Origin of the sequence: Maricaulis virginensis (genome assembly GCF_027922185.1) — a bacterium.
In the GTDB taxonomy this organism is placed as follows: Bacteria; Pseudomonadota; Alphaproteobacteria; order Caulobacterales; family Maricaulaceae; genus Maricaulis; species Maricaulis virginensis.
In genome coordinates this window covers 32992-54739 of sequence record NZ_BSFE01000008.1, presented here as the reverse complement: position 1 = coordinate 54739, position 21748 = coordinate 32992, and the positions used below count along the sequence as shown (strand labels likewise).

Here is a 21748-nt window from a genome sequence, read left to right as displayed (position 1 = left end):
CTCTTGCGACAGTATTCCGCCGTTCAAAGGGGCTGGGTACATGCCGGGCGATATCCACTACGAGGTTTTTTTCAAGAAGAACCGGAAGGCCGGCTGGGCACTGGCGGAGGCGCATGACAGCCGTGATGCCGCTCTCAAGCTTGCTCATACGCTGCTGGCCAAGAACAAGGACGGTTCTGCACGGGTCAGCAAGGAAACCTTCTGCCACGATGCCCGCAAATTCCGTTCGATGACGGTTTTCGAGGGCGGGGCAGAGACCTATGGCGCCATTGAAGAAAAGACCAATGAAGCACAATTGCCGTGCCTGACGCCGGACGACCTGTCCAAGCCCCACGCCCGGCACACCATCAAGCGGGTGCTGACCGGCTGGCTGGAACGCATGCAGGCCCTGCCCATGGAGCTTCTGCACCGCGCCGACCTCGTGGAAAGCCTGGAAGCCTCGGGTACCGAGCTGCAGCATGCGGTGCAGAAAGTGGCCGTCGCCAGCGCCCGCGATCAGGACGCCAATGTCCAGACCCTGGTCAAACAGCTCAACGAGCTGGTGCAGAAGGCGCTGGGCCGCATCTACAAGGATGCCCGTGACGCCAAGCTGCCGGAATACCCCAGGAAAGCGAAGTTCGCCGACATCGCAAACGGTATTTTCTCCGGCGACAAGCGCGCCTACACGCTGCGCGCCGCGATGGCCGACCGTCTGCGTCACGAGCGCAAGTATGGCGACAAGCTGGAAGCCCTGCTCGACATGGCCGACACACTGCCCGAGGCCGAGGACGCACGCGCTTTTGCCCTGGGCGAGGTGGACAGCTATGTGTCGGAAGTCATCAGTTTCGACGCAGGGCGCGAGGCCCTGCTGGGCAAGTGCAAGGATCTCGGCGAGACCATCGAGCGCCTGACCTGCCTGTTCGACGGTGACGGCAAGGCAGATGCGCTGCGCATGGCGCCGAACTGTGCCCGCCGTCTGGCGAAATGGACCCATTCACGCGAATTCGACAGTTGCCGCGCGGTGATCGCGCAATGCCTGCTCAAGGAGCTGGAACGCCCGGCCCGCCTGCGTCCGACAAGCGTGCGCGAAGAGGTCCGCCTGGCGCGCGATCTGGCGAGCCGCCTGGTGATTTCCTCGGACTCGCTGCTGCCGGCCGACGGTCTGATCAAGACCTTCGCGGCGCGCTCGGCCCGTCTCCTGCAGCCGGAAGTGATCGACGAACTGCTCAAGCACTCGGCCGATATCGACGAAGAAGTCAGCCGCCTGCTCATGCTCGAGGAAAACCTCGTGGGGGAGGCCAACAAGAGCAAGCTGGCCGGTTATGTCCGGGCGACCATCGGCTCGTCCGAGGCGGACGGCTATTATATCCGTGGTGGCGCTCAGCCGCTGGAACGGCTGGCGCGCCTGGCCGCACACCAGAAAAAAGTGCTCAAGGGAACCTACCCCAAGGACGCCAAGCAGGAATTGTCGGCGAAGTTTGACGAACTCGGCGTCAAGATCATCGACCAGAGCAAGATCCTGAACATGGTCGAGGCCGGCGATCGTCCCGCTCTCGACAAGGCGTCGGCCCTGCTGCGTCTGGCAACCGGCGGTGCGCTGCCGCTTGGCCGGTGCTCCACCGATGCGCAGGCTCGCGCGCTGCGCCAGATCAAGTCGGCCGCCGGGCTGAGCGAAGCCCAGACCGAAGACGGCCGGCCAAAGCTGAAGGCGATCCACGGCCTGTTGCAGCAACTCGCCACCCAGACCGGCAAGGCCGCCTGACACGAACCCGCTTCCAAAGCCCGGTATGCCCGCCTAGAGTGAGCGCATGATCTGGCGTTCGCTCATTCTTCTCCTTGCAGGCCTTGCAGCCGGTGCCGCGCTTGCGGTGTTTCTGGTCTTCGGTCCGCTCGAGATCGGGGGAACGCGCGTCGGCCCATGGGCCACCAATCCGCTGATCGGTGCCAGCGACGCCGGACCGATGACCCGCGCCATCGTCGCGCGCCGCGGCCTGCTCGCCCTCAACCGCTCGGAAACCGTCTATTTCACCGCCTTCGAGGACAGTAACGGCCGGACCCTGCGCGAGACCTGTCAGTACCGGGTGAGCGGCGGCGCCCTGCCGACACGCTGGTGGAGTTTCACGCTGTACGGCGAGGACAACTTCCTGCCGGTCAATGGCGACGAGGCCCACGCCCTGACCCGGACCGATCTGGGCAATACGGACTGGACCTTCATCGCCGGCCCGCGACGCCCGGACGGCACGCCCTGGCTGTCGACGCGCCGGTCCGGCGCCTTCTCGATCACGCTGCGCCTTTATCATCCCGACCCGGTCGTTCTCGAAGCCCCTGAAACGCTCGACCTGCCGGAGATCGAGCGGGTCGGCTGCGGGGAGGCAAGCTGATGCGCTGGCTCCTGCCCCTCGGTCTCTTTGCCATCGCCTCCATCGCCGGTTTCTGGCTGGCGCTGAACGCCATTCCCGGCGTGATCATGGGCAAGGCGATGGACCGGATCGGGGCGCTGGGCAGCGAGGCCGGCGACGTCCGTCATGCGCCGCGCCTGCGCGAAGACAACCAGACCATCGTTCGCGCCAGTCCGGATATTCTCTATTCTGTGTGTGTCTATGACGTGTCGGACGGGCCTGTCGTTGTCGAAGCGCCCTGGCCCGCCGACGGCAATTATACCTCCGTAAGCTTCTACGATGCCCGGACCAATAATTTCGCCGTCTTCAGCGACCGGGATGGCGATGCCTCGCCTGTCGGGATCGTGCTGACCGGAAACGCCGATACTGCCGAGGTTCCGGCCGGCTTCCATGCCGTTTCAGCCCCGACCTCGCGCGGCCTCATTCTCTACCGCCGTGTCATCGATGCGGACACGGATATGGCCACCGCCGAGACGGAACGCCGGGGCTTCACCTGCGCCCGCCTGTCCGATGAGTAACTTGCCCTCGCGGCAGGAGCGGTGAAACTCTGCCCCATCAATCCGGGGAGGTTTCATGAAACATCTGATCCGCGCGGCTTTCGCCGCCAGCACCGCCGCCATCGTCATTGCACCGGCCCAGGCCGATGACCGTGCCGATGTGGAGGCCACCGTCCAGGCCGTGTATGACGTGATTTCCGGTCCGGTCGGACAGGCCCGCGACTTCGATGCCATGCGCGATCTCTACCTGCCCGGCGCCGCCATGGGTGCCGTTTCGCCGGGCGAGGACGGGCAGGGCCGCGGCCGTGTCATCACGCTGGACGACTATATCGAGCGCTCCGGCCCCTGGCTGGTGGAGAACGGTTTCACCGAACGTCCCACGCGCACCGAGACCACGATCTATGGCGAGCTGGCCTATGTGCGCTCGGCCTATGAGGGCGTGAGCGGTGTGACCGGCGAGGTCTTTGTGACAGGCGTGAATTTCATCACCCTGTTCAAGATCGAGGGTGAATGGAAGATCGCCTCCATCCTCTGGCGCTCCGCCGACCAGGATTGGCCGGTCGACGCCGCCTTCGACTAGGCGCCAACGCGTTTCTTCCCCACATCGTGGGGAAGTGGGCCGATGCGCAGCATCGGGTCGAAGGGGTCGCGGCCACCGGCCGCGAAAGACGCTTGGCTCCAGAATTTCGCCGCGTACCGCGGCGACCCCTCCCCCGCTTCGCGGGTCCCCCTCCCCACTGACGTGGGTAGGAAGGCCTTCTCAGCTATTCTTCCTGTGCCGGTGCCTCGCCCTGGGCGTCGAGCGGGTCCACATCGTCCATCAGCTTCTGCATCAGGAAGGTGTAGAGCAGCGCGTCGCGGCGGGCCGTCTCTTCCAGATTGGCCGCAGCCGAGTGACCGCCGGCCGTGTTCTCGTAGTAGAGATAGTCATGGCCCAGCTCCTCCAGAAGGTGTGCGAACTTGCGGGCATGACCCGGATGGACGCGGTCATCCTTGGTGGAGGTGTAGAGGTAGATTTCCGGATAATCGCCATTCGCATCGACATTGTGATAGGGCGAGATCGAGCGCAGGAAACCGCCCTCGTCCGGATCCGACGGATCGCCGTACTCACCCATCCAGGATGCGCCCGCCAGCAGCTGGTTGAAACGCAGCATATCGAGTAGCGGCACGGCCGAGACGACGGCGTTCCACAGATCCGGACGCTGGGTGTACATCACACCGGTCAGCAGTCCGCCATTCGAACCGCCATACACGCCCAGATGCCGCGGGCTGGTGAGACCGCGCTCGTGCAGGTCCTCGGCGACCGAGATCAGGTCGTCATAGATGCGCTGGCGGTCCATCTTCAGACCCGCCTGGTGCCAGGCCGGACCGAACTCGCCACCGCCGCGGATATTCGCCACGACATAGGCACCGCCGTTTTCCAGCCAGAGCTGGCCGCGCGAGCCGGAATAGCTCGGACGGATCGAGACCTGGAAACCGCCATAGGCATACAGGAGCGTCGGCGTGGTGCCGTCCATCGGCACGTCTTCACGGCGCACGACGAAATAGGGGATCATCGTACCGTCGGTGGATGCGGCTTCATGCTGCTCGACGATCAGGCCTTCGGTGTCGAACCGGTCCGGGATCGACTTGACCTGTTCGACCGTCAGCTCGGCCGCATTGACCATGTAAAGCGAGTCCGGCGTCAGGAAGCCTTCGGCATTCATGAAGGCGATGTCCTCGTTCGAATTCGTCGAACCCAGGCCGATCGTCATATTGTCCGGAACCGGCACCGTGTCCGAGCTCCAGTTTCCGTTCTCGTAGTGGAAGGCTTCCAGCCCGCCGACGACATTCTCGTCGATCGCCACCAGGAGAGCCGATGCCGTCGCACCGACACCGCCGATGGATTCACGCGCCCCCGGCACATAGACCGTCTTCACCTCCGGCAGTTCGCCACTGGCGACGAAATCGGCCATGGTGAAGGAGAGCAGCGCGCCCTGCGGATAGGTCTCGCCGCCTTCCACAGGCGTCCATTCCTCGTTGATCGTGAAGACCAGCTCGCCCTGATAGAGATCCTGGATGTCCGATTTTGACGGGATGGGCAGCGCCACCGGATCGCTGTCCAGCGGCAGGTACCACCAGGTCGTGTCGTAGAACGTGTCCGCTTCCGAAGCCATCATGTAGACGGTGCCGTCGCTGTCCTCGGTGCGGAACGCAAACAGGCCGACATCCTCGCGGTCGCCGCGCACGACTTCGGTCGCTTCGGACAGGTCGGTGCCGCGTTCCCAGCGGTAGGAGACCGAGGGGTAGCCGCTGTCGGTGGAGTCTTCTTCGCTGGTGGCCAGGCCGACCAGCAGCGTGTTCTCGTCGACCCAGCTGACACCGCCCTTGGCGTTGGGGGTTTCGAAACCGCCCTCGACGAAGGCGCGGTCGGAGACGTCGAACTCACGGCGCACGGCCGCGTCGGACCCGCCGTCCGACAGGGTCAGCATACAACGGTCATAATCCGGTGCCAGGCAATTGGCGCCGCGCCAGACCCAGTTGCGGTCCTCGGCTTCGGACAGCGCGTCGAGATCGAGGATCACATCCCATTCCGGCGCCTCGGAGAGATAGCTCGCCAGCGAGGTGCGGCGCCACAGGCCGTGGGTGTTGTCGGCATCCTGCCAGAAGTTCCAGACATAGCCGCCATAATAGGCGCCATAGGGGATCCGGTCCTCGCTCTGATAGATCGCCAGAGCCTGGTCATAGAGGTCCTGATAACGCGCATCGCCGCGCAGGCGATCGAAGGTGCGCTCGTTCTGGCCCTCGACCCATTCCAGCGCCCGTTCGCCCTCGACCTCTTCGAGCCAGACGCGCGGATCGTTTTCCGGATCGATCTGGACGATCTGGCGCTCGCTGGTGGTCTCCGGTGTCTGGGTCGTCACGGTATCGCTCTCTTCGCTCGCGGGCTGGGAGCAGGCGGCGAGCGCGAGCGCCCCCGCGCTCAACGCCCAGAACTGCTTCTTCAACGTCATGTCAGTCACCCCTTTGACTTGTGTCGCGCGCAGTTAAGCCCGGACGGGTGCTGGACGTAAAGGCGTCACAGCGCTATCGGGGCAGAATGAAAGCACGACTGATGAATGGCGCCGGCAACAAGTTCGTACTCGCGGACGCGCGCGCGCGCGCCGGCTTCCTCGGCCTGTCCCGGAATACCGTGCGGGCGTGGGCGCACGCGCTGCACTTCGACCAGCTGCTCGTGCTCGAGCACAGCGACAGCGCAGACGCCTTCATGCGGATCTGGAATGCCGATGGCGACGAGGTCGGTGCCTGCGGCAATGGAACGCGGGCGGCGGGCTGGTTCCTGATGGAAGAAAGCGGCAAGCCGGCGGTAAGCATCGGCACGGCCAGCGGTCTGCTGCAGGCGGTGCGCGCCGGCGCGCTGACCGTCAGCGTCGACATGGGAAAACCGCGGCTGGACTGGCAGGACATTCCGCTGGCGCGCGACATGGACACGGTCGCGCTGGACTATGTCGCCGAAGCCGGCGGCGTACGCATCGAGCGCCCGGGCGCAGTGAGCATGGGCAATCCGCACGCCGTCTTCTTCGTCAGCGATGTCGAGACCCTGCCGATCGCGCGGCTGGGGCCGGAAGTGGAGTACGACCCGCTCTTCCCCGAGCGCGTCAATGCCGGCTTTGCCCAGATCTATGACGAGACCCATATCCGCCTGCGCGTCTGGGAACGCGGCGCCGGCATCACCGCGGCCTGCGGGACGGGCGCCTGCGCCGCGCTCGTTGCTGCGCACCGGCGTGGCCTGGCAGACCGTTCGGCCTCTGTCATGGCCGATGGCGGCGAACTGCATGTGGAATGGCGCGTCACCGACGATCACGTGATCCTGACCGGCCCTGTGGAAGACGAGGGCGAGGTCGATCTCGCCCTGGAGATCTGATTGGCCTGCAGCCTGCACCGCAAAGCCGCCTTTTCGCCGGTGATATTTCCCATAATATCCCGCTTCATGCCGTGATCGTGACACGGTTCGGGGGGACAGATGGGGGAGATGTCCATGAACACGATCCTGCGCCTTGCGCTGCCGCTTGCCCTGCTCGCCGCTCCGGCCGCGGCCCAGACCGGCGCGTCCGGAACCACCCCGCAGACACTCGCCCAGCAGATGTTCGCAGAGGCGAGCGCCGCTATCGGCAATGCGGATTACGAAGCGGCACGGCGCCTGCTGGAAGCTGCGCTCGACCTCAAACCGGCACACCCCGCCGTTTTGCGCGGCCTCGCCATTGTGGCCCTGAGGGCGGAAAACCCCGAAGACGGTTTCCAGGCCCTGGAGCGGATGGCCCGGGCCGGCATCGCGTTTGACCCGGAGCCCCTGGAAGATCTCCTGCGCACGGCCAACACTGCACGCTTCGAGGCGGTCGCCGGGCAACTCGCTGCCAACAGCGCTCCGGTCGGACAGGCAGAAGTCGTCGCCGAGATCGACCGGCCCGGCGCGCTGATCGAGGGTGTCGCGATCGACATCGAAACCGACCGTCTCTTCGTCTCCTCCGTCACCGGGCGGGAAATCCTGCTGCTGGAACCCTTCGCCCGCGACGAACCCCGGGTCTTCGCCGACCAGGAAGACGGGCTGTGGTCGGTGTTCGGCCTTGCGGTCGATGACCGTACCCGTGTCGTCTGGGCCGGATCGGCGGCTATCGAACAGACCCCGCTGGAAGACGGCGAGACCGGCGGCACCGCGCTGTTTGCCTTCGACCTTGTCACCGGCGACCTCTATCGCCGCTACCAGATCGACGATGCCGTGCAGATCGCCGACTTCACCGTGCGCGACGGCACCGTCTATGCCTCCGACAGCCAGGCGCCGCGGGTCTATGTGCTCGACAGCGTCTCCGGCGAGCTGGAAGTCCTGGCGGAGGATCCGCGCTTTGTCAGCCTGCAGGGCGTTGCGCTGGCCCGGGGGGCGCTCTATGTCGCCGACTATGCGATGGGTCTGTGGCGGATCGATCTGGGCGACCGGTCGGTTTCGCTGGTGCGGGGCGGGACGGAAAGCCTGATCGGCATCGACGGGCTGCGCCAGACCCGCGACGGCCGCATCCTCGCCGTGCGCAATGGCACCCGGCCGCACCAGGTCATGGCGATCGATCTGGACGCAGACGGTCATGCCGTGGCCAGCACCGAAGTTCTGCTGCGCGGTCATCCGGCAATGACGGGCGAGCTTGCCGAACCCACCCTGATCGATCCGGCCGACGGCCGGGCCTGGCTGGTCGCGAACGCAGCCTGGCCGCGCTTCCCGGCGGAAGGCGAAGGTCCGGGCGGCGAGCAGCCGGCGACCGTGATCCTGGAAATCGATCTGCCCTGATACCGGTCCGTCATACCGGCGGCAGTCAGCTTTCATTCATCGGTTTCTCATAATCTTGACGTTGCGGGGGCTGGAGCCGGAAGGCTCGATCGCTGCAAGGAGGCAGATCATGAGGGAAGTCGATCGCGATTTCGCGGAACAGATCCGCGGCCTCAGGCTGACGACGGCCGAGGTGACCTACTACATGCCGGACCACCCGGCGCTGCTGCAGACCTTCGTGTGGCAGACCCAGGATCTCGCGCCGAAATATCCGCGCCTGACCCGGTTTCTCGATTTCTGGAAGAGCGAGATCGATGCCGTCATCCACACCGTGCGGATTGCGCATCAGGGCCTGATCCGGCCGGCCGAGTGGCGGTTTGCCGATTGTCAGATGCGGCTGAACTGAGCGGTACGCCCCGCTCAGTCCTTGCGCGACAGGCCCGCGCCGCAGGCCGAACGGATCACGGTATCGGCCCGCAGGGCGCGCTGGCGCAGATTGAGGATCTGGTCGAAGGAAAAGCCGAGCGCGTCGGCCAAAGCCTGCGGCTCGCCGACCCGTTGCATGTCCGGCATTGCCGCCACGATCACGCGCATCTGGCGCTCATTGAAGCGCGAGCTTGCCTCGCGGGCCACGCAGGCACACGCGCCGGGCGATCCGCCGGCCGCCTCGCAGGCCTCGACCAGCGCACCGCGCACGGTCTCGGGATCCGGGTCGGATTGCGCCGTCATCAACAGCGCTGCAACCAGTCCTGCCCCCTGCATGATGCCGGTCATTCCGGTGTATCCCCCTTTGCGACCGGCCCGTCATCGCCTGAAAAGCCGATCAATTCTTGCCCGAACTGCAATACGGCCCCTTTCAACCACGGCCAGACCCGTCATAATCCAGAATGCGAGGGTAACACGAGTCCCAAGGAGCCCGACATGAGGCGCGTTCTATTTTCACTGGCAGCCGTTTCGATGCTGGCCGCCTGTGCATCGCCCACCCCCTACCAGGCCGCCGACGGCAGCCGCCGGGGCTTCGAAGAACAGCAGATCGAGACCAACCGGTTCCGGCTCTCCTTCGAAGGGAATTCGCTGACCGACCGCGAAACCGTGGAGACCTACCTGCTTTACCGCGCTGCCGAACTGACGGTGGAACAGGGGTTTGACTACTTCACCGTGGTCACCCGCGCGACCGACGAGGACACGCGCGTCACGGCGAGCGGTTTCGGTTCGCCCTATTATTCCGCCTTCCCGGTGCACTATTCCTACTACCATCCCCGCTGGGGCTGGCATGGCTGGCGGGATCCGTTCTGGGATGACACGCGTTATCGCGAGACCACCCGCTATGAGGCGAGCGCCGAGATCTTCCTGGGACGCGGCACCAAGCCCGACGATCCCAGTGCTTTCGACGCACGCGACGTGATCGCCAACCTGTCCGACGACATCGTCCGGCCCGAACCGGGCTGACCGGCGCGGACAGAAACCGAAAAAAGCAAAAGGGCCGGCGCATGCGCCGGCCCTCTTCGTTCGGACAAGCCCCGATGCCTATTTCGGGGGCATGCGGGCGCCGGCGTCGAGGCGGACGCATTCGGCGTTGATGTAGTCATTGGTCACCATGAAGGCGACCAGATCGGCGTATTCGGCCGGCGTGCCGAAGCGCTGCGGGAATTGCAGATGCGAGGCCAGGGAGGTTTTCACTTCCGGCGGCATCTGCTGATAGATCGGCGTTTCGAAGAAGCCCGGCAGGATCGTGTTCACGCGGATGCCTTCGCGGGCCAGGTCGCGCGCCATCGGCAGGGTCATGCCATAGATACCGCCCTTGGAGGCCGAATAGGCCAGCTGGCCGATCTGGCCGTCCTGGGCCGCGACCGAAGCGGTGTTGACGATCACGCCACGGCCGCTGTCGCCCGCCGGGTCGAGCGCCATCATGCCGGCGGCCGATTTGGACGCGCACAGGAAGGAGCCGACCAGGTTGATCGCGATGACGGTCTGGAAGCCCTTGGCGGAGTGGGCGCTGATCTCGCCGGTCGAGGAGGACCGGCGTGCCGTCTTCTCGGCCCAGCCGATACCGGCGCAGTTCACCAGCACGCGTTCCTGGCCATGGGCCTCGCGTGCCCTGGCGAAACCGGCATCGACGCTCTCCTCCTCGGCCACATTGACCTGGCAGAACACGCCGCCGATTTCCCTGGCGACCGCTTCGCCCTTCTCGGCATTCATGTCGAAGATCGCGACCCTGGCGCCATCGGCGGCCAGACGGCGGGCTGTGCCTTCGCCGAGACCGGAAGCACCGCCGGTGACGATGGCAGCGATGGAATTGTCAATTTTCATTTGTCTTCCCCTTTATCGACTTGCCCTGCGGCATAGCGCGTCGGGACAAAAAAGAAAATCGCCCGCATCGTCGCGGCTGGAAATCCCGGTTGGGTGCGGCCGCTGCCCGGTGTTAGAGCTAGCGCCGCAACCCCACCGACGGACGATCCGATGAGCCAGACCTACGCCCTTCTCCTGCACGGCGGCGCCGGCGTGCTTGCGCCGCGCAGCTACGATCCCGAACGCACCCACATGCGCGAACTGGCCGAGGCCGGCAAGGCGATGCTGGAGGCTGGCGACGCGGCGCTGGACGTGGTGACGGAGATCGTGCGCCGGCTGGAGGCGTCCGGCCTCTATGTCGCGGGCAAGGGCGCCTCGCCCAACCAGGCCGGCCGCTATGAGCTCGACGCCGCCATCATGGACGGCTCGGACCGGCGCGCCGGGTCGGTCGCCGGCCTGACCGGCTTCATCAGCCCGGTCCATGCGGCCCGCGCCGTGATGGAGGAGACGCGGCATGTCATGCTCGCCGGGCGCGGCGCGGAGCGCTTCGCCGGCCTGCAGGGTCTCGAGCGGGTGGAGAGCGTCAACGACTATTACACCCCGGCAGCCGCCCCCGATGATCGCGAGATCGCGACCGGCACGGTCGGCTGCGTGGCGCTGGACACATCCGGACGTCTGGCTGCGGCAACCTCGACCGGCGGCACGCTGAACAAGCTGGAAGGCCGGGTCGGCGACAGCCCCATCCTGGGTGCCGGCTGCTGGGCGGACGGGCATGTGGCCGTCTCCTGCACCGGCCAGGGCGAATTCTTCCTGCGCCAGGCTACCGCCAAGGACATCTCGGCCCGCATGGCCTATGGCGGCCAGACGCTCGCCGAAGCCGCCGCCGGCGCGATCGGCGATGTCGGCAGCCTGGGCGGCGAGGGCGGCGTGATCTGTGTCGACCGCGACGGCAATCTGGCCCAGCCCTTCAACTCGCCGGGCATGAAGCGCGCCGCGGTATACCCGGACGGGCGGATCACTGTAGAGGTCGACTGAGCGACCAGGGATCGGGCAGCAGGGCAGGAGCGGGCATGCGCGGTTATTTTGCAGTCGGGGCGGAAGGCATTTCCAAGCCGATGAATCTCGGTGCGATCCTGCGCACGGCGCACGCTTTCGGCGCCAGCTTTGCCTTTTCGGTGAATGCCAGCCACCGGGTCCGCGATGTCTACCGGGCCGATACCGCCAAGTCTGTCAGCCATGTGCCCTATTACGAGTGGGCCGATATCGATGCCATCGCCCTGCCGGACAATTGCCAGCTGGTCGGGGTCGAGCTGACCGACGAAGCCGTCGATCTGCCAGCCTTCCGCCACCCGTTGTGCGCGGCCTATGTATTCGGACGCGAGCGCGGCTCGCTGACCGGGGAGATGCAGGCGCGCTGTCAGCACATCGTCAAGATCCCGACGAAATTCTGCGTCAATGTCTCGGTTGCCTGTGCGATCACGCTCTACGACCGCACGCTGAATTTCGGCGGTTTTCCCGAACGCCCGCTGATGCCGGGCGGCCCGCAGGCCGCGACTGACAATGCGGAAAAGAAGTTCGGCATGCATCGTTGATCGCCGCTGCAGGCGTGCCAGATTAGGGGGGATTTAACCCTCGCCGCCTTACCGGTTCCGACGCGCACAGTCCGATTGGCTACCGAACAGAGGATGACCTCAACCGTGTTCCTGCGACCCTGCCTTGCCGCCCTGACCCTCACCTGCGCCAGCGCCGTCCCGGCCCTCGCCCAGGACGAGCCGGAATTCCGCGGCGAGTATTCCGACTGGCGCGTCTTTACCCGGCCGACCCAGGCCGGGCTGGTCTGCTATGCGCTCAGCCGCCCGACCGACAGCGCGCCGCGCACCTTCGATCATGGCACGGTGTATTTCATCGTCGCCTCCTGGCAGAACGGCGCCGTCAACGAACAGCCCAACCTTCTGACCGGCTATGATCTGCGTCCCACCAGCCCGCCGGAAGTGCGGGTCGGCTCGTCGCGCTTCGACACGTTCACCGATGGCAGCGAAGCCTTCCTGGATGATCTGTCGGACGAGAGCGATCTGGTGCGCCAGATGCGCCGCGGCTCAGCCATGCATGTCACAGCCACCACCGCTGCCGGTGTCGCCACGGCCTACGAATTCTCGCTCTCCGGTGTGACGGCCGCCCTGCAACGCGTCGAAGCGCTCTGCGGGTAATCCACTCCCAGTGCTTTCCCCGGACTTGTTCCGGGGCCCGGCTGAGCCTGCATCTGAAATGCCGGCAGGCCCCTGTGTGTTGGAAGTGTCGTAGGATGGTTGCGCGAAGGAGGCCGTCAGGCCCCTGGCGCATGTGACGCCGGAACAAGTCCGGGGAAAGCGGTGTGTGGTGATAGCACTCAGCACGAAACCCTCCACGGGCGGAACCCTGGAGCGATGAGAGGGGTGCGGGATGCACGGCGGACATCGTGTCCGGATTTGAAGGTTTGGTGGTGATGCCCGGGGCATCCCGCACGCGGAGATTTACCCGGGTCCCTTGCGGGCCCCGTCTCGAGACCTGCAGGCACGCTCCGGTCGAGCTTTGTGCCGGTGTCCCCGCAGATGGCCACGCCGGAGCCTGATGCTGTCACCCACCAGGCGCGGACGAGCTCCGCACGCTCCCGGGCACAAGGGACTGAGCTCATGCCTCCCATCCCGGAAACCGATGACGATGGTAAGGGCAAATGAGGGGGCGGGGATAAGTTTCCCTTGTTGCCCCCACAAACCGTCATCCTGACGAAAGTCAGGACCCAGATCGTAAAGGGAGATTTTCGCCAGGCGGGCTCGGTCTGAGCGGTGGCGATGTGCGGGATAAGTGCGAGATCGCGGCCACCCGGCTCTATGAACTGGGCCCTGACTGTCGTCAGGGTGACGGTGTTTGTGGCGGCGTTCTCACTCTCTTTTCCAACCTCCGCATTTTTCCCGGCCCCCCGCTTTCGCGGGCGCAGGCTCCAGCCCGCGCAGGCAGGCTGCAGATCCGGGATCTACCGGAGATCACTTCCAGCGATGCGTTTCCCGTAGATCCCCGTACTCCGCCCGGCCTTCGCCGGGCGTCCGGCCGGGAAAAGCGGCATGGTGTCAAGGGTGGTGGTGGCGCTGCCGCGCGCCCCTCATTCGCCCTGCGGGCACCGTCTCTCCGGCCGGGGAGAATGCGGTTAGTGCGCTTCGGCCCAGCTCTTTCCGGCTTTTGCGTCCACATCCAGCGGTACGCTGAGCTCCAAAGCCGGCGCGCACGCCTCGCCCATCACCTTTGAGGCCAGGTCTATCAGTCTATCCGCCTGGTCTTCCGGCACTTCGAAAACGAGTTCGTCGTGGACCTGGAGGAGCATGCGGGCGTCGAGATTGGCGGCGCGGAGGGCGTCGTCCATGCGGATCATGGCGCGGCGGATGACGTCGGCGGCGCTGCCCTGGATCGGAGCATTGATGGCCTGGCGTTCGGCGAACATGCGCATGTTGGGATTCTTGTCGCGAATGCCCGGGAAGTGGCAACGGCGGCCGAAAACGGTCTCGACATAGCCGGTATCCTTCGCCTCTTTCTTCATGCGCTCCATATAGTCGGCAATGCCCGGGAATTTCTCGAAATAGGCGTCGATAAAATTCTTTGCCTCCTCGCGGGAGACGTCGATCTGGTTGGCGAGACCGAAGGCGGAAATGCCGTAGATGACGCCGAAATTGATCGCCTTGGCCTTGCGGCGCACCATCGGGTCCATGCCCTCCACCGGCACGCCGAAGACTTCCGAGGCGGTCATGGCGTGGATGTCCTGACCATCGCGGAAGGCCTGTTTCAGGCTCTCGACGCCGGCGATATGGGCCAGAAGCCGCAGCTCGATCTGGGAATAGTCGGCGGCGACCAGCACATGGCCGGGCTCGGGGATGAAGACCTCGCGGATCTTGCGGCCGGCCTCGGTGCGGATCGGGATATTCTGCAGGTTCGGCTCGGTCGAGGAGAGCCGTCCGGTCGTGGTGGCGGCCAGCGAGAAGGAGCCGTGGATGCGCTTTGTCTGCGGATTGATGTGGTCGAAGAGCGCGTCCGAATAGGTCGATTTCAGCTTGGCATACTGCCGGTATTCCAGCAGCGCGACGGGCAGGTCATGGCCTTCGGCGGCCAGCTGGTCGAGCACGGTGACGTCGGTGGACCAGGCGCCGGTCTTGGTCTTCTTGCCGCCGGGCAGGCCCATCTCGCCGAACAGGATCTCGCCGATCTGCTTGGGCGAGGCGACATTGAACTCGCGTCCGGCCGCCTCGTGCGCCGCAGCCTCGGCAGCGGCCATCTTCTGGGCGAAGTCGGAGGACAACCGGCGCAGCTGGTCCGGATCGACCTTCACGCCCACCCGCTCCATGTCCGAGAGCACCTTGGCCATCGGCCGTTCCAGCGTCTCGTAGACCGTCGCCTTCTTTTTCGAGACCATGGCCGGCTTGAGGATTTCCCACAGGCGCAGGGTGACGTCGGCATCTTCGGCGGCATACTGCGTCGCCTTGTCCAGCGGCACCTTGTCGAAACTGATCTGGTTCTTGCCGGTGCCGCAGATCTCCTTGAAGGCGATGCACTGATGGCCCAGGTGAATCTCGGCCAGCTCGTCCATGCCATGCCCGTGCAGGCCTGCCTCCATGACGTAGGAGATCAGCATCGTGTCGTCATAGGGCGCGACATCGATGCCGTAGCGGGCGAGGACGGAGAGATCGTACTTGAAATTCTGGCCGACCTTCAGAACGGCCGGATCTTCCAGCAGGGGTTTGAGCGCCGCGATGGCGTCGTCCATCGGGATCTGGTCGGGCTTTTCGCCGGTGTCGAACATGTCGCCTGAGCCTTCCGGGTCGACATGGGCGAGCGGGATATAGCAGGCCTCGCCCGGCGCGGTGGCCAGGCAGATGCCGACCAGGCCGGATGCCGTGGCCGAGAGGGCGTCGGTCTCGGTATCGACGGCGATCACGCCGGCGGTGCGGGCCTTCTCGATCCAGGCCTGCAGCTGCTTCATCGTGGTGACGCACTCATAGCTGTCCCGGTCGATCGGGGCGGTGGCGTCTCCGGTCTCGTCGGCGACCGGCCCGCCCAGCGCTTCCTCGACCTTGCGCGTGAAGGTGCGGAATTCCATCTCTTTCAGGAACTTGACGAGCGTTTCCGCATCCGGATCGGTGATGCCGAATTCGTCCATTTCGTCGGTGACGGGCGTGTCGGTCTTCAGCGTGACCAGCTGGCGCGAGATACGGGCATCCTCGGCATGGGCGAGGAGTTTTTCCCGCCGGCCCTTCTGCTTGATCTCGCCGGCGCGCTCGAGCAGCGTGTCGAGATCGCCGTATTCATTGATCAGCAGCGCGGCGGTCTTCACGCCGATGCCGGGCACGCCGGGCACATTGTCGACGCTGTCGCCGGCCAGCGACTGGATATCGATCACCCTGTCCGGCCCGACGCCGAACTTCTCGACAACCTGTTCCGCTTCGATGCGCTTGTTCTTCATCGCGTCGAACATGTCGATCCTGTCGGAGACCAGCTGCATCAGATCCTTGTCGGAGGAGACGATGGTCACCTTGGCGCCCTTCGCCTCGGCCATGCGGGCATAGGTGGCGATGATGTCGTCGGCCTCGTAATTCTCCAGCTCGATACAGGGCGTGCCGAAGGCGCGCGTGGCGTCGCGGATCAGGCCGAATTGCGGCACCAGATCCTCCGGCGCCGGCGGACGGTGGGCCTTGTACTGGTCGTAGATCTCGTTGCGGAAGGACTTGCCTGAATGGTCGAAGATAACGGCGAGGTGAGAGGGTGCATCCTCTCCCTTCAGGTCTTCGAGCAGCTTCCACAGCATGTTGCAGAAGCCCTGCACCGCGCCCACCGGCGTGCCGTCCGACCGGGTGAGCGGCGGCAGGGCGTGATAGGCCCGGAAGATATAGCCCGACCCGTCGATCAGGTAGAGGTGGGAGGTCTCGTCGAGGGGCTTCTTGATGGCCATGGGGCTCTCTCTCGCTTGGGTCGCCGCGAGGTTAACGCGGTGCGGCCAGGAGGTCATCGGTGGAGTGCGGTGGGGATGTCTGCGCACAGGGCGGCGCTTGTGTTATGATAATAATTATCCAGTCACGACGAGACCGCCATGCCCAGCTCCTACTCTCTCGGCGAACGCTATGAAAAGATGATGGAAGACCTCATCGCCTCCGGCCGCTTCAACTCGAAGAGCGAGGTGCTGCGCCATGGCCTTCGCATGGTGGAGGAGAGCGAGGCGCGCTACCTCACCGAGCTGGAAGAGCTGCGCGAGGCGGTGCGGATCGGCATGGAAAGCGGACCCGGCATTCCGGCTGAGGAGGTGCGCGCCAGCCTGAAAGCGCGAATCCGGGAGATTGCTGCCGGTTCGAAGTCGTCGTGATTGTTGTTATCGCACCAGCCGCCGAGGCGGATATGGGCGAGATCCTAGACTACATCGCTCTTGATAACCCGGACCGGGCGGAAAGCTTTGTCGATGAAATCATTGACAGATGCCTTGAAATCCCGGCCTTCCCGGAAGCGGGGACAGCCCGACCGGATGTGGCAGACGGTGCGCGCTCGATTGTGCACGGCCGCTATCTGATCTCGATTGTGCACGGCAGCCGCACCCTGCCCGACAGCCTTTAGCCCCCGAAGCCCAGCATCGCCGCGACCGAGCCGACGCCCGCGATCGCCAGCACAGCGAGCAGGTTGAGCCGGAAGCCGGCCTTGATCATCTGGCCCTGGGTGACCGCGCCCGACGCATAGACGATGGCGTTGGGCGCGGTGGCGACCGGTAGCATGAAGGCGGCCGAACCGGCGATGGCGACCGGGGCGATGAGCTGTTCGGCGGGCACGCCGGCTTCCGCCGCGATAATGCCCAGCACGGGCATGAAGCCGGTCACTGTGGCGACATTCGAGGTCAGCTCGGTCAGGAAGACGATCACCGCGACGATGACCAGGATCAGCAGCGGGGTGGGCAGGTCGGTGAGGAAATGCATCTGGCCGCCCAGCCAGTCGGCGAGGCCGGTGGCTGTGAGTGCAGCCGCAAGGGAGAGACCGCCGCCGAACAGGATGATGACATTCCAGGGCAGGCGGGCCGTATCTTCCCACGCCATCAGGGCCGTGCTGCGGCCTTCGGCGCGGCAGCCGGACGGGATGAGGAAGGCCGCGAGTGCCCCCATCACCGCGATCTGCGTATTGCCCAGGCGGATATCGACGGGCAGGCCCAGCGTATCGCCGATCCAGCCGAGCAGGGGATTCCAGCCCCAGCTCCATTCGCCGGCGGGAATGCCCGGGATCCACGAGACCAGGAAGCCGGGCAGGGTGGCGCCCATCCACAGGATGGCGACCGTGCCGAACAGGGCGGCGACCCGCAGTTCCGGCATTGTCATGCGGCCCAGCTTGCCCAGCTCCTCCAGCACCAGATCGTGCGCCGCGCCGCTGGCGCGTTCGCCCTTGAGGGAGAAGGCCCAGCGCGTCAGCACGAACCAGGCGGCGGGGATGATCAGCGCGACAACGGGCAGACCGACACCCATCCAGCTGGCAAAATCCAGTGTGCGGCCGAACTCGTTCTGCAAGAAGCCCAGTCCGATCAAATTGGTCGGCGTACCGACCGGGGTCGCCATGCCGCCGATGGAGGCGGCGTAGGCGATGCCCAGGGCGAGGGCCGGGGCGAAGAATTTCGTGGTCACGCCTTCGCGTTCCACCTCGGCCGCGACACGCAGGGCGATCGGGATCATCATCAGCGTCGTGGCCGTGTTGGAGATCCACATCGACAGGAGCGCCGAGGCCAGCATGAAGCCGGCGATCAGCGCGGCCGGCTGGCCGCCGAAACGGGCGACGACATTGAGCGCGATCCGGGTGTGCAGGTTCCAGCGCTCGATCGACAGGGCGATGATGAAGCCGCCGAGCAGCAACATGACGATCGGACTGGCATAGGGGGCGGTCGCCGCGCCGGTGGAGGTGATGCCCAAGAGCGGGAAGAGGGCGATGGGAATGAGGGCCGTGGCGGCGATCGGGATGGCTTCGCTCGCCCACCAGCTCGCCATCAGCAGGGCAAGCGAGGCCAGCAGCCAGGCTTCACGGGTCAGCCCGTCCGGAACCGGAATGAATTGCAGGAGGACCGCCAGCACGAGGCCGGTGATCAGCCCGATGCGCTGGCTGGCGGTTTGACCCAAAGACGCCTCCCCAGTCGTCCTGTGTGATCGGCGTCTTGCGGCCCTTGCGGGTTATGACCGCCCGGTCAGGCGGTCGGATCCTGCGCCGAACCCTTCTTCACGAAGCGGCGGTCGCAGTATCCGCACTCGACAAAGTCGTCCTCGCCCATTTCCAGGTAGATTTTCGGATGGCCGAGCGCACCGCCGCCCCCGTCGCAGGCAATGCGATGGTCTTCGGTGACGATGACTTCCGGCGGCGGAAAGGCGTTGCTGGCGTCGGCCATTGAAAAGCCCTCATGGACAGACAGCGGGACGATCCCTAGGTATGACGCCTAGTTATGGCGCTTGACCCCGTTCCGTCAATTCCGAGGCGACATGTCCGACAGTTCTTCCCTGCCCGAATACGCCCTCGAGGCCACCGATCTGCGCAAGACCTATGCAGGCTCGAAGAATGCCCCGCCGAAGGAAGCACTCAAGGGCGTCGACCTGAGGGTGCGCCGGGGCTCGATCTTCGGTCTGCTGGGCCCCAATGGTGCCGGCAAGTCGACCTTCATCAATATCTTTGCCGGCCTGGTGAACAAGACGTCTGGCACGGCAAAGACCTGGGGTATCGACATCGATCGCGACAGCCGCGCCGCGCGCGCCGCGATCGGCGTGGTGCCGCAGGAAATCAATATGGACGTCTTCTTCACGCCCTACGAGACGCTGGAGCTGATGGCTGGTTTCTACGGCGTTCCCAAGGAAGAGCGGCGCACCGACGAACTGCTCGAAGCGGTGGGGTTGTCCGACAAGCGCGATGCCTATGTGCGGCAATTGTCCGGCGGCATGAAACGTCGCCTCCTCGTGGCCAAGGCGATGGTGCACACGCCACCGGTCCTGGTGCTCGACGAGCCGACGGCGGGTGTGGATATCGAGCTGCGCCGCCAGCTCTGGGCCTATGTGCGTGAACTGCATGCACGCGGCACGACGATCGTTCTCACCACGCACTATCTGGAAGAGGCCCAGGAGCTGTGCGACGAGATCGCCATTATCGACCAGGGCGAGGTGATCGCCTGCGAGCCCAAGGAAACCCTGCTCAAGCGCATGGATTCCAAGACGCTGGTGATCGATCCGGTCGAGCCCCTGACCGCCGTGCCGGCCGAACTGGCGGAATACGATGCGGAAATCCGCGAGGACGGGGCGCTGGCCATCACCTATCGCTATGGCGAGCAATCCGTCGCGGAGATGATCGAGAAATTCCGCGCCTCCGGCGCCCGGATCGACGATCTGCGCACCGAGGAAGCCGATCTGGAAGACGTCTTCCTGGCGCTGACCTATCGTCGCGAAAGCGCCTGAGGCGGGATGCGGCCGAGGCCAGTCCCCTGGCGATTGCCCCTTTTCCGGCATGATTGCGGCGCAAGGTTGAAGCCGGGTCCGCGATGGACCGAAGGGAGGTCGACATGCGCACTCATCCAGTCCGCCGCTTTTTCGCAATCCTTGTCGCCGCGCCGGTCTTCGTATTCCTCGCCTGGTTTTTCGGTGTCTTCCTGCAGCCGCAGGGTCAGCTGGGTGCCGGTTTCGCTGCCGGGCTGATCGCCGTCAGCGCGCTGGCCGCGTTGTGGGTCTATGCTTGGCTCGTCCGTCCGGGGCCGAAAATGCGTTTCCGCAACCGGGGCGTCGACGGGATCGACAAGGACTGGGGTGTCGGCCTGACCGGCTATGCCCAGCAGCAGGATGCCCGCCGCCGGCGCGACGATTCCGATGGCGACGATCTGGGCGGACGCCGCTCTTCCGACGACATGGACGGTGACGGCGATATCGAGGATGGCAGCCTCGCCTGATCCCGACCTGTTCGCCCCACCTGGAGATCGCCACACGCTGTCGAGGGTTGCCGAGACCTTTGCGATGCTGGCCGGACCGGTTCGCGTGGCGCTGAGCCTGCGAAAACCCGGCGCACCCGCCGATTAAACCGCCAGGCCCGGGTATGCGGGCCGTTTCAGGCCAGGCACCACAGCCCGGTGCACACACCGAAGAAGACCTGCATGGCCAGGTCGAGCAGGCCCGTTACTACCAAGAGCGGGACGCCGACATAGAGAAACACCAGCCAGACCGCCATCAGGGTCGGGCGCGGTTCGGTGATGCGGTGTCCCATCACGCTCTGGGCTTTTCTGGAAAACACGGTCAGTCTCCCGCGGGCAGTTCGGATCAGTTCCTGTTAACCGTGATTCCCTAACGCTTTGCCCATGCGACTCGACCCCGACATCGACCGGATCACCTGGGACATCGCCCTGATGAGCCGTCCGGCTGCGCTGCAGCAGGACTGGAGCTATGGCGAGGCGGTGACGGCCCTGGGCGGTGAGGTCAGGCGCGTCGGCATCCTGGACGGCAATACGCTGGTGGGACTGGCGCAATTCACCACGCGCCGGATCGGCGGTGTCGTGCAGATGGCCCTGTGCACGCGCGGCCCGGTCTGGCTGGAAGACGTCGATCCGGCGGCCAAGGCCGCGGCGATCCGCGCTCTTCGCAAGGGGCTGGGGCTCGGCTGGCCGCGCCTCACCCTGGTCTCGCCGGATACCGAAAGCGCCGACGGGATGGCCGGCCGCAGCCGGGTGATGACAGGCTATTCCACCGTGCTGCTCGATCTGACACAGGATCTGGAAGCCTTGCGCGCCGGGCTCGACCAGAAATGGCGCAACCGGCTGAATGCGGCGGAGAAATCCGCGCTCAAGATCCAGCAGAACGGCACCAAGCTCGCCCAGTATCGCTGGCTGCTGGAGACCGAAGAGGGCCAGCGCGCCGGCCGCGGATACCGCGCGACGCCGGCCGCGCTGGTGCCGGCCTATGCCGACGCCCGCGGTGACCGCAACAGCGTGCTGGTCCTGCGGGCTGATGAAGGGCGCAAGAAGACTGCGGGCATGCTGTTCCTCGTCCATGGCTGTGCCGCGACCTACCATATCGGCTGGACCGATCCGTCCGGCCGGGCACCGGGCGCCCACAACCTCATGCTCTGGCAGGCGATGGATCTGTTGCGCCAGCGCGGCGTCGTGCAGCTTGATCTGGGCGGTGTGAACACCGTCTCGGGTGCCGGGATTGCGCGCTTCAAGATCGGTACCGGCGGGCGTGTGGTCACCCTTTGCGGCACTTTCCACTAGTATTCGCTGGCTCAATTCCCCGTGATCG

General features: G+C 65.5%; 23 protein-coding genes. 16 read left to right on the top strand and 7 right to left on the bottom strand.

Annotated elements, in window-relative coordinates; all coding sequences use genetic code 11:
* Positions 1–40 precede the first annotated feature (40 nt).
* From PKE71_RS13325 to PKE71_RS13310, 4 genes are read left to right on the top strand one after another with little or no spacing between them, the layout of a single operon-like run.
* Positions 41–1741 (top strand): hypothetical protein, encoded by a 1701-nt coding sequence (locus tag PKE71_RS13325; RefSeq protein WP_271187481.1) that lies wholly within the window; start codon positions 41–43, stop codon positions 1739–1741.
* Positions 1742–1787: 46 nt separating this feature from the next.
* Positions 1788–2360 (top strand): DUF1214 domain-containing protein, encoded by a 573-nt coding sequence (locus PKE71_RS13320; RefSeq protein ID WP_271187480.1) that lies wholly within the window; start codon positions 1788–1790, stop codon positions 2358–2360.
* Positions 2360–2896, top strand: coding sequence for a DUF1254 domain-containing protein (locus PKE71_RS13315; RefSeq protein ID WP_271187479.1), 537 nt, complete (start codon positions 2360–2362; stop codon positions 2894–2896). Before PKE71_RS13320 ends, PKE71_RS13315 begins: the two co-directional genes overlap by 1 nt.
* Positions 2897–2951: 55 nt before the next feature.
* The gene (locus PKE71_RS13310) at positions 2952–3455 is read left to right on the top strand and encodes a hypothetical protein (protein ID WP_271187478.1); all 504 of its coding nucleotides are present in this window, start codon (positions 2952–2954) and stop codon (positions 3453–3455) included.
* Positions 3456–3639: 184 nt separating this feature from the next.
* Here the strand turns inward: PKE71_RS13310 and PKE71_RS13305 are convergent, their stop codons facing one another.
* Positions 3640–5868: a prolyl oligopeptidase family serine peptidase gene (locus PKE71_RS13305; RefSeq protein WP_271187477.1), complete on the bottom strand. Its 2229-nt coding sequence runs from the start codon at positions 5866–5868 to the stop codon at positions 3640–3642.
* Positions 5869–5954: 86 nt separating this feature from the next.
* Here PKE71_RS13305 and dapF point away from each other — a divergent pair, with 86 nt between their 5' ends.
* The 3 genes from dapF (at position 5955) to PKE71_RS13290 (ending at position 8574) form a co-directional block, all read left to right on the top strand.
* Complete coding sequence (gene dapF / locus PKE71_RS13300; RefSeq protein WP_271187476.1) at positions 5955–6779, top strand: diaminopimelate epimerase; 825 nt, start codon at positions 5955–5957, stop codon at positions 6777–6779.
* A gap of 114 nt (positions 6780–6893) precedes the next feature.
* Entirely contained in the window at positions 6894–8189 is a 1296-nt protein-coding gene (locus PKE71_RS13295) for a hypothetical protein (RefSeq protein WP_271187475.1), read from the top strand.
* 109 nt (positions 8190–8298) lie between these two features.
* Entirely contained in the window at positions 8299–8574 is a 276-nt protein-coding gene (locus tag PKE71_RS13290; protein WP_271187474.1) for an usg protein, read from the top strand.
* 14 nt (positions 8575–8588) lie between these two features.
* Here PKE71_RS13290 and PKE71_RS13285 read toward each other — a convergent pair whose 3' ends face one another.
* Positions 8589–8942: a hypothetical protein gene (locus PKE71_RS13285; RefSeq protein ID WP_271187473.1), complete on the bottom strand. Its 354-nt coding sequence runs from the start codon at positions 8940–8942 to the stop codon at positions 8589–8591.
* Between the two features lie 147 nt (positions 8943–9089).
* Here PKE71_RS13285 and PKE71_RS13280 point away from each other — a divergent pair, with 147 nt between their 5' ends.
* On the top strand, positions 9090–9617 hold the full coding sequence (locus PKE71_RS13280; RefSeq protein ID WP_271187472.1) for a CC0125/CC1285 family lipoprotein: 528 nt from the start codon (positions 9090–9092) through the stop codon (positions 9615–9617).
* 78 nt (positions 9618–9695) lie between these two features.
* Here the strand turns inward: PKE71_RS13280 and PKE71_RS13275 are convergent, their stop codons facing one another.
* A complete protein-coding gene (locus tag PKE71_RS13275; RefSeq protein ID WP_271187471.1) occupies positions 9696–10478 on the bottom strand; it encodes an SDR family NAD(P)-dependent oxidoreductase in 783 nt (260 codons plus the stop codon).
* A gap of 150 nt (positions 10479–10628) precedes the next feature.
* On the opposite strand from PKE71_RS13275, the gene PKE71_RS13270 reads away from it, so the two are divergent.
* From PKE71_RS13270 to PKE71_RS13260, 3 genes are all read left to right on the top strand, one after another.
* Positions 10629–11492, top strand: a complete 864-nt coding sequence (locus PKE71_RS13270) for an isoaspartyl peptidase/L-asparaginase family protein (protein ID WP_271187470.1) — start codon at positions 10629–10631, stop codon at positions 11490–11492.
* 35 nt (positions 11493–11527) lie between these two features.
* Positions 11528–12049 carry an RNA methyltransferase gene (locus PKE71_RS13265; protein WP_271187469.1) on the top strand — a complete coding sequence of 174 codons (522 nt, stop codon included), beginning with the start codon at positions 11528–11530 and terminating at the stop codon, positions 12047–12049.
* Positions 12050–12154: 105 nt separating this feature from the next.
* Positions 12155–12664, top strand: a complete 510-nt coding sequence (locus tag PKE71_RS13260; protein WP_271187468.1) for an invasion associated locus B family protein — start codon at positions 12155–12157, stop codon at positions 12662–12664.
* A gap of 974 nt (positions 12665–13638) precedes the next feature.
* Here PKE71_RS13260 and polA read toward each other — a convergent pair.
* Positions 13639–16425 carry a DNA polymerase I gene (polA, locus tag PKE71_RS13255; RefSeq protein WP_271187467.1) on the bottom strand — a complete coding sequence of 929 codons (2787 nt, stop codon included), beginning with the start codon at positions 16423–16425 and terminating at the stop codon, positions 13639–13641.
* A 138-nt stretch (positions 16426–16563) separates the two neighbouring features.
* On the opposite strand from polA, the gene PKE71_RS13250 reads away from it, so the two are divergent.
* Together PKE71_RS13250 and PKE71_RS13245 are read left to right on the top strand one after the other, a co-directional pair.
* Positions 16564–16833: a type II toxin-antitoxin system ParD family antitoxin gene (locus PKE71_RS13250; protein WP_271187466.1), complete on the top strand. Its 270-nt coding sequence runs from the start codon at positions 16564–16566 to the stop codon at positions 16831–16833.
* Positions 16830–17078: a type II toxin-antitoxin system RelE/ParE family toxin gene (locus PKE71_RS13245; protein WP_271187465.1), complete on the top strand. Its 249-nt coding sequence runs from the start codon at positions 16830–16832 to the stop codon at positions 17076–17078. The genes PKE71_RS13250 and PKE71_RS13245 overlap by 4 nt, the downstream gene beginning before the upstream one ends.
* On the opposite strand, the gene PKE71_RS13240 is transcribed toward PKE71_RS13245, so the two are convergent.
* Together PKE71_RS13240 and PKE71_RS13235 are read right to left on the bottom strand one after the other, a co-directional pair.
* Entirely contained in the window at positions 17075–18610 is a 1536-nt protein-coding gene (locus tag PKE71_RS13240; protein ID WP_271187464.1) for an SLC13 family permease, read from the bottom strand. The genes PKE71_RS13245 and PKE71_RS13240 overlap by 4 nt on opposite strands.
* Before the next feature lie 65 nt (positions 18611–18675).
* On the bottom strand, positions 18676–18873 hold the full coding sequence (locus tag PKE71_RS13235; RefSeq protein ID WP_271187463.1) for a zinc-finger domain-containing protein: 198 nt from the start codon (positions 18871–18873) through the stop codon (positions 18676–18678).
* A 91-nt stretch (positions 18874–18964) separates the two neighbouring features.
* Here PKE71_RS13235 and PKE71_RS13230 point away from each other — a divergent pair, with 91 nt between their 5' ends.
* Both PKE71_RS13230 and PKE71_RS13225 read left to right on the top strand, forming a co-directional pair.
* The gene (locus PKE71_RS13230) at positions 18965–19924 is read left to right on the top strand and encodes an ABC transporter ATP-binding protein (protein ID WP_271187462.1); all 960 of its coding nucleotides are present in this window, start codon (positions 18965–18967) and stop codon (positions 19922–19924) included.
* Between the two features lie 104 nt (positions 19925–20028).
* Positions 20029–20409 (top strand): hypothetical protein, encoded by a 381-nt coding sequence (locus PKE71_RS13225; protein WP_271187461.1) that lies wholly within the window; start codon positions 20029–20031, stop codon positions 20407–20409.
* Positions 20410–20564: 155 nt separating this feature from the next.
* Here the strand turns inward: PKE71_RS13225 and PKE71_RS13220 are convergent, their stop codons facing one another.
* Positions 20565–20747, bottom strand: a complete 183-nt coding sequence (locus PKE71_RS13220; RefSeq protein WP_271187460.1) for a hypothetical protein — start codon at positions 20745–20747, stop codon at positions 20565–20567.
* A 64-nt stretch (positions 20748–20811) separates the two neighbouring features.
* Between PKE71_RS13220 and PKE71_RS13215 the strand changes: the two genes are divergently transcribed.
* A complete protein-coding gene (locus PKE71_RS13215; protein WP_271187459.1) occupies positions 20812–21720 on the top strand; it encodes a lipid II:glycine glycyltransferase FemX in 909 nt (302 codons plus the stop codon).
* Positions 21721–21748 lie beyond the last annotated feature (28 nt).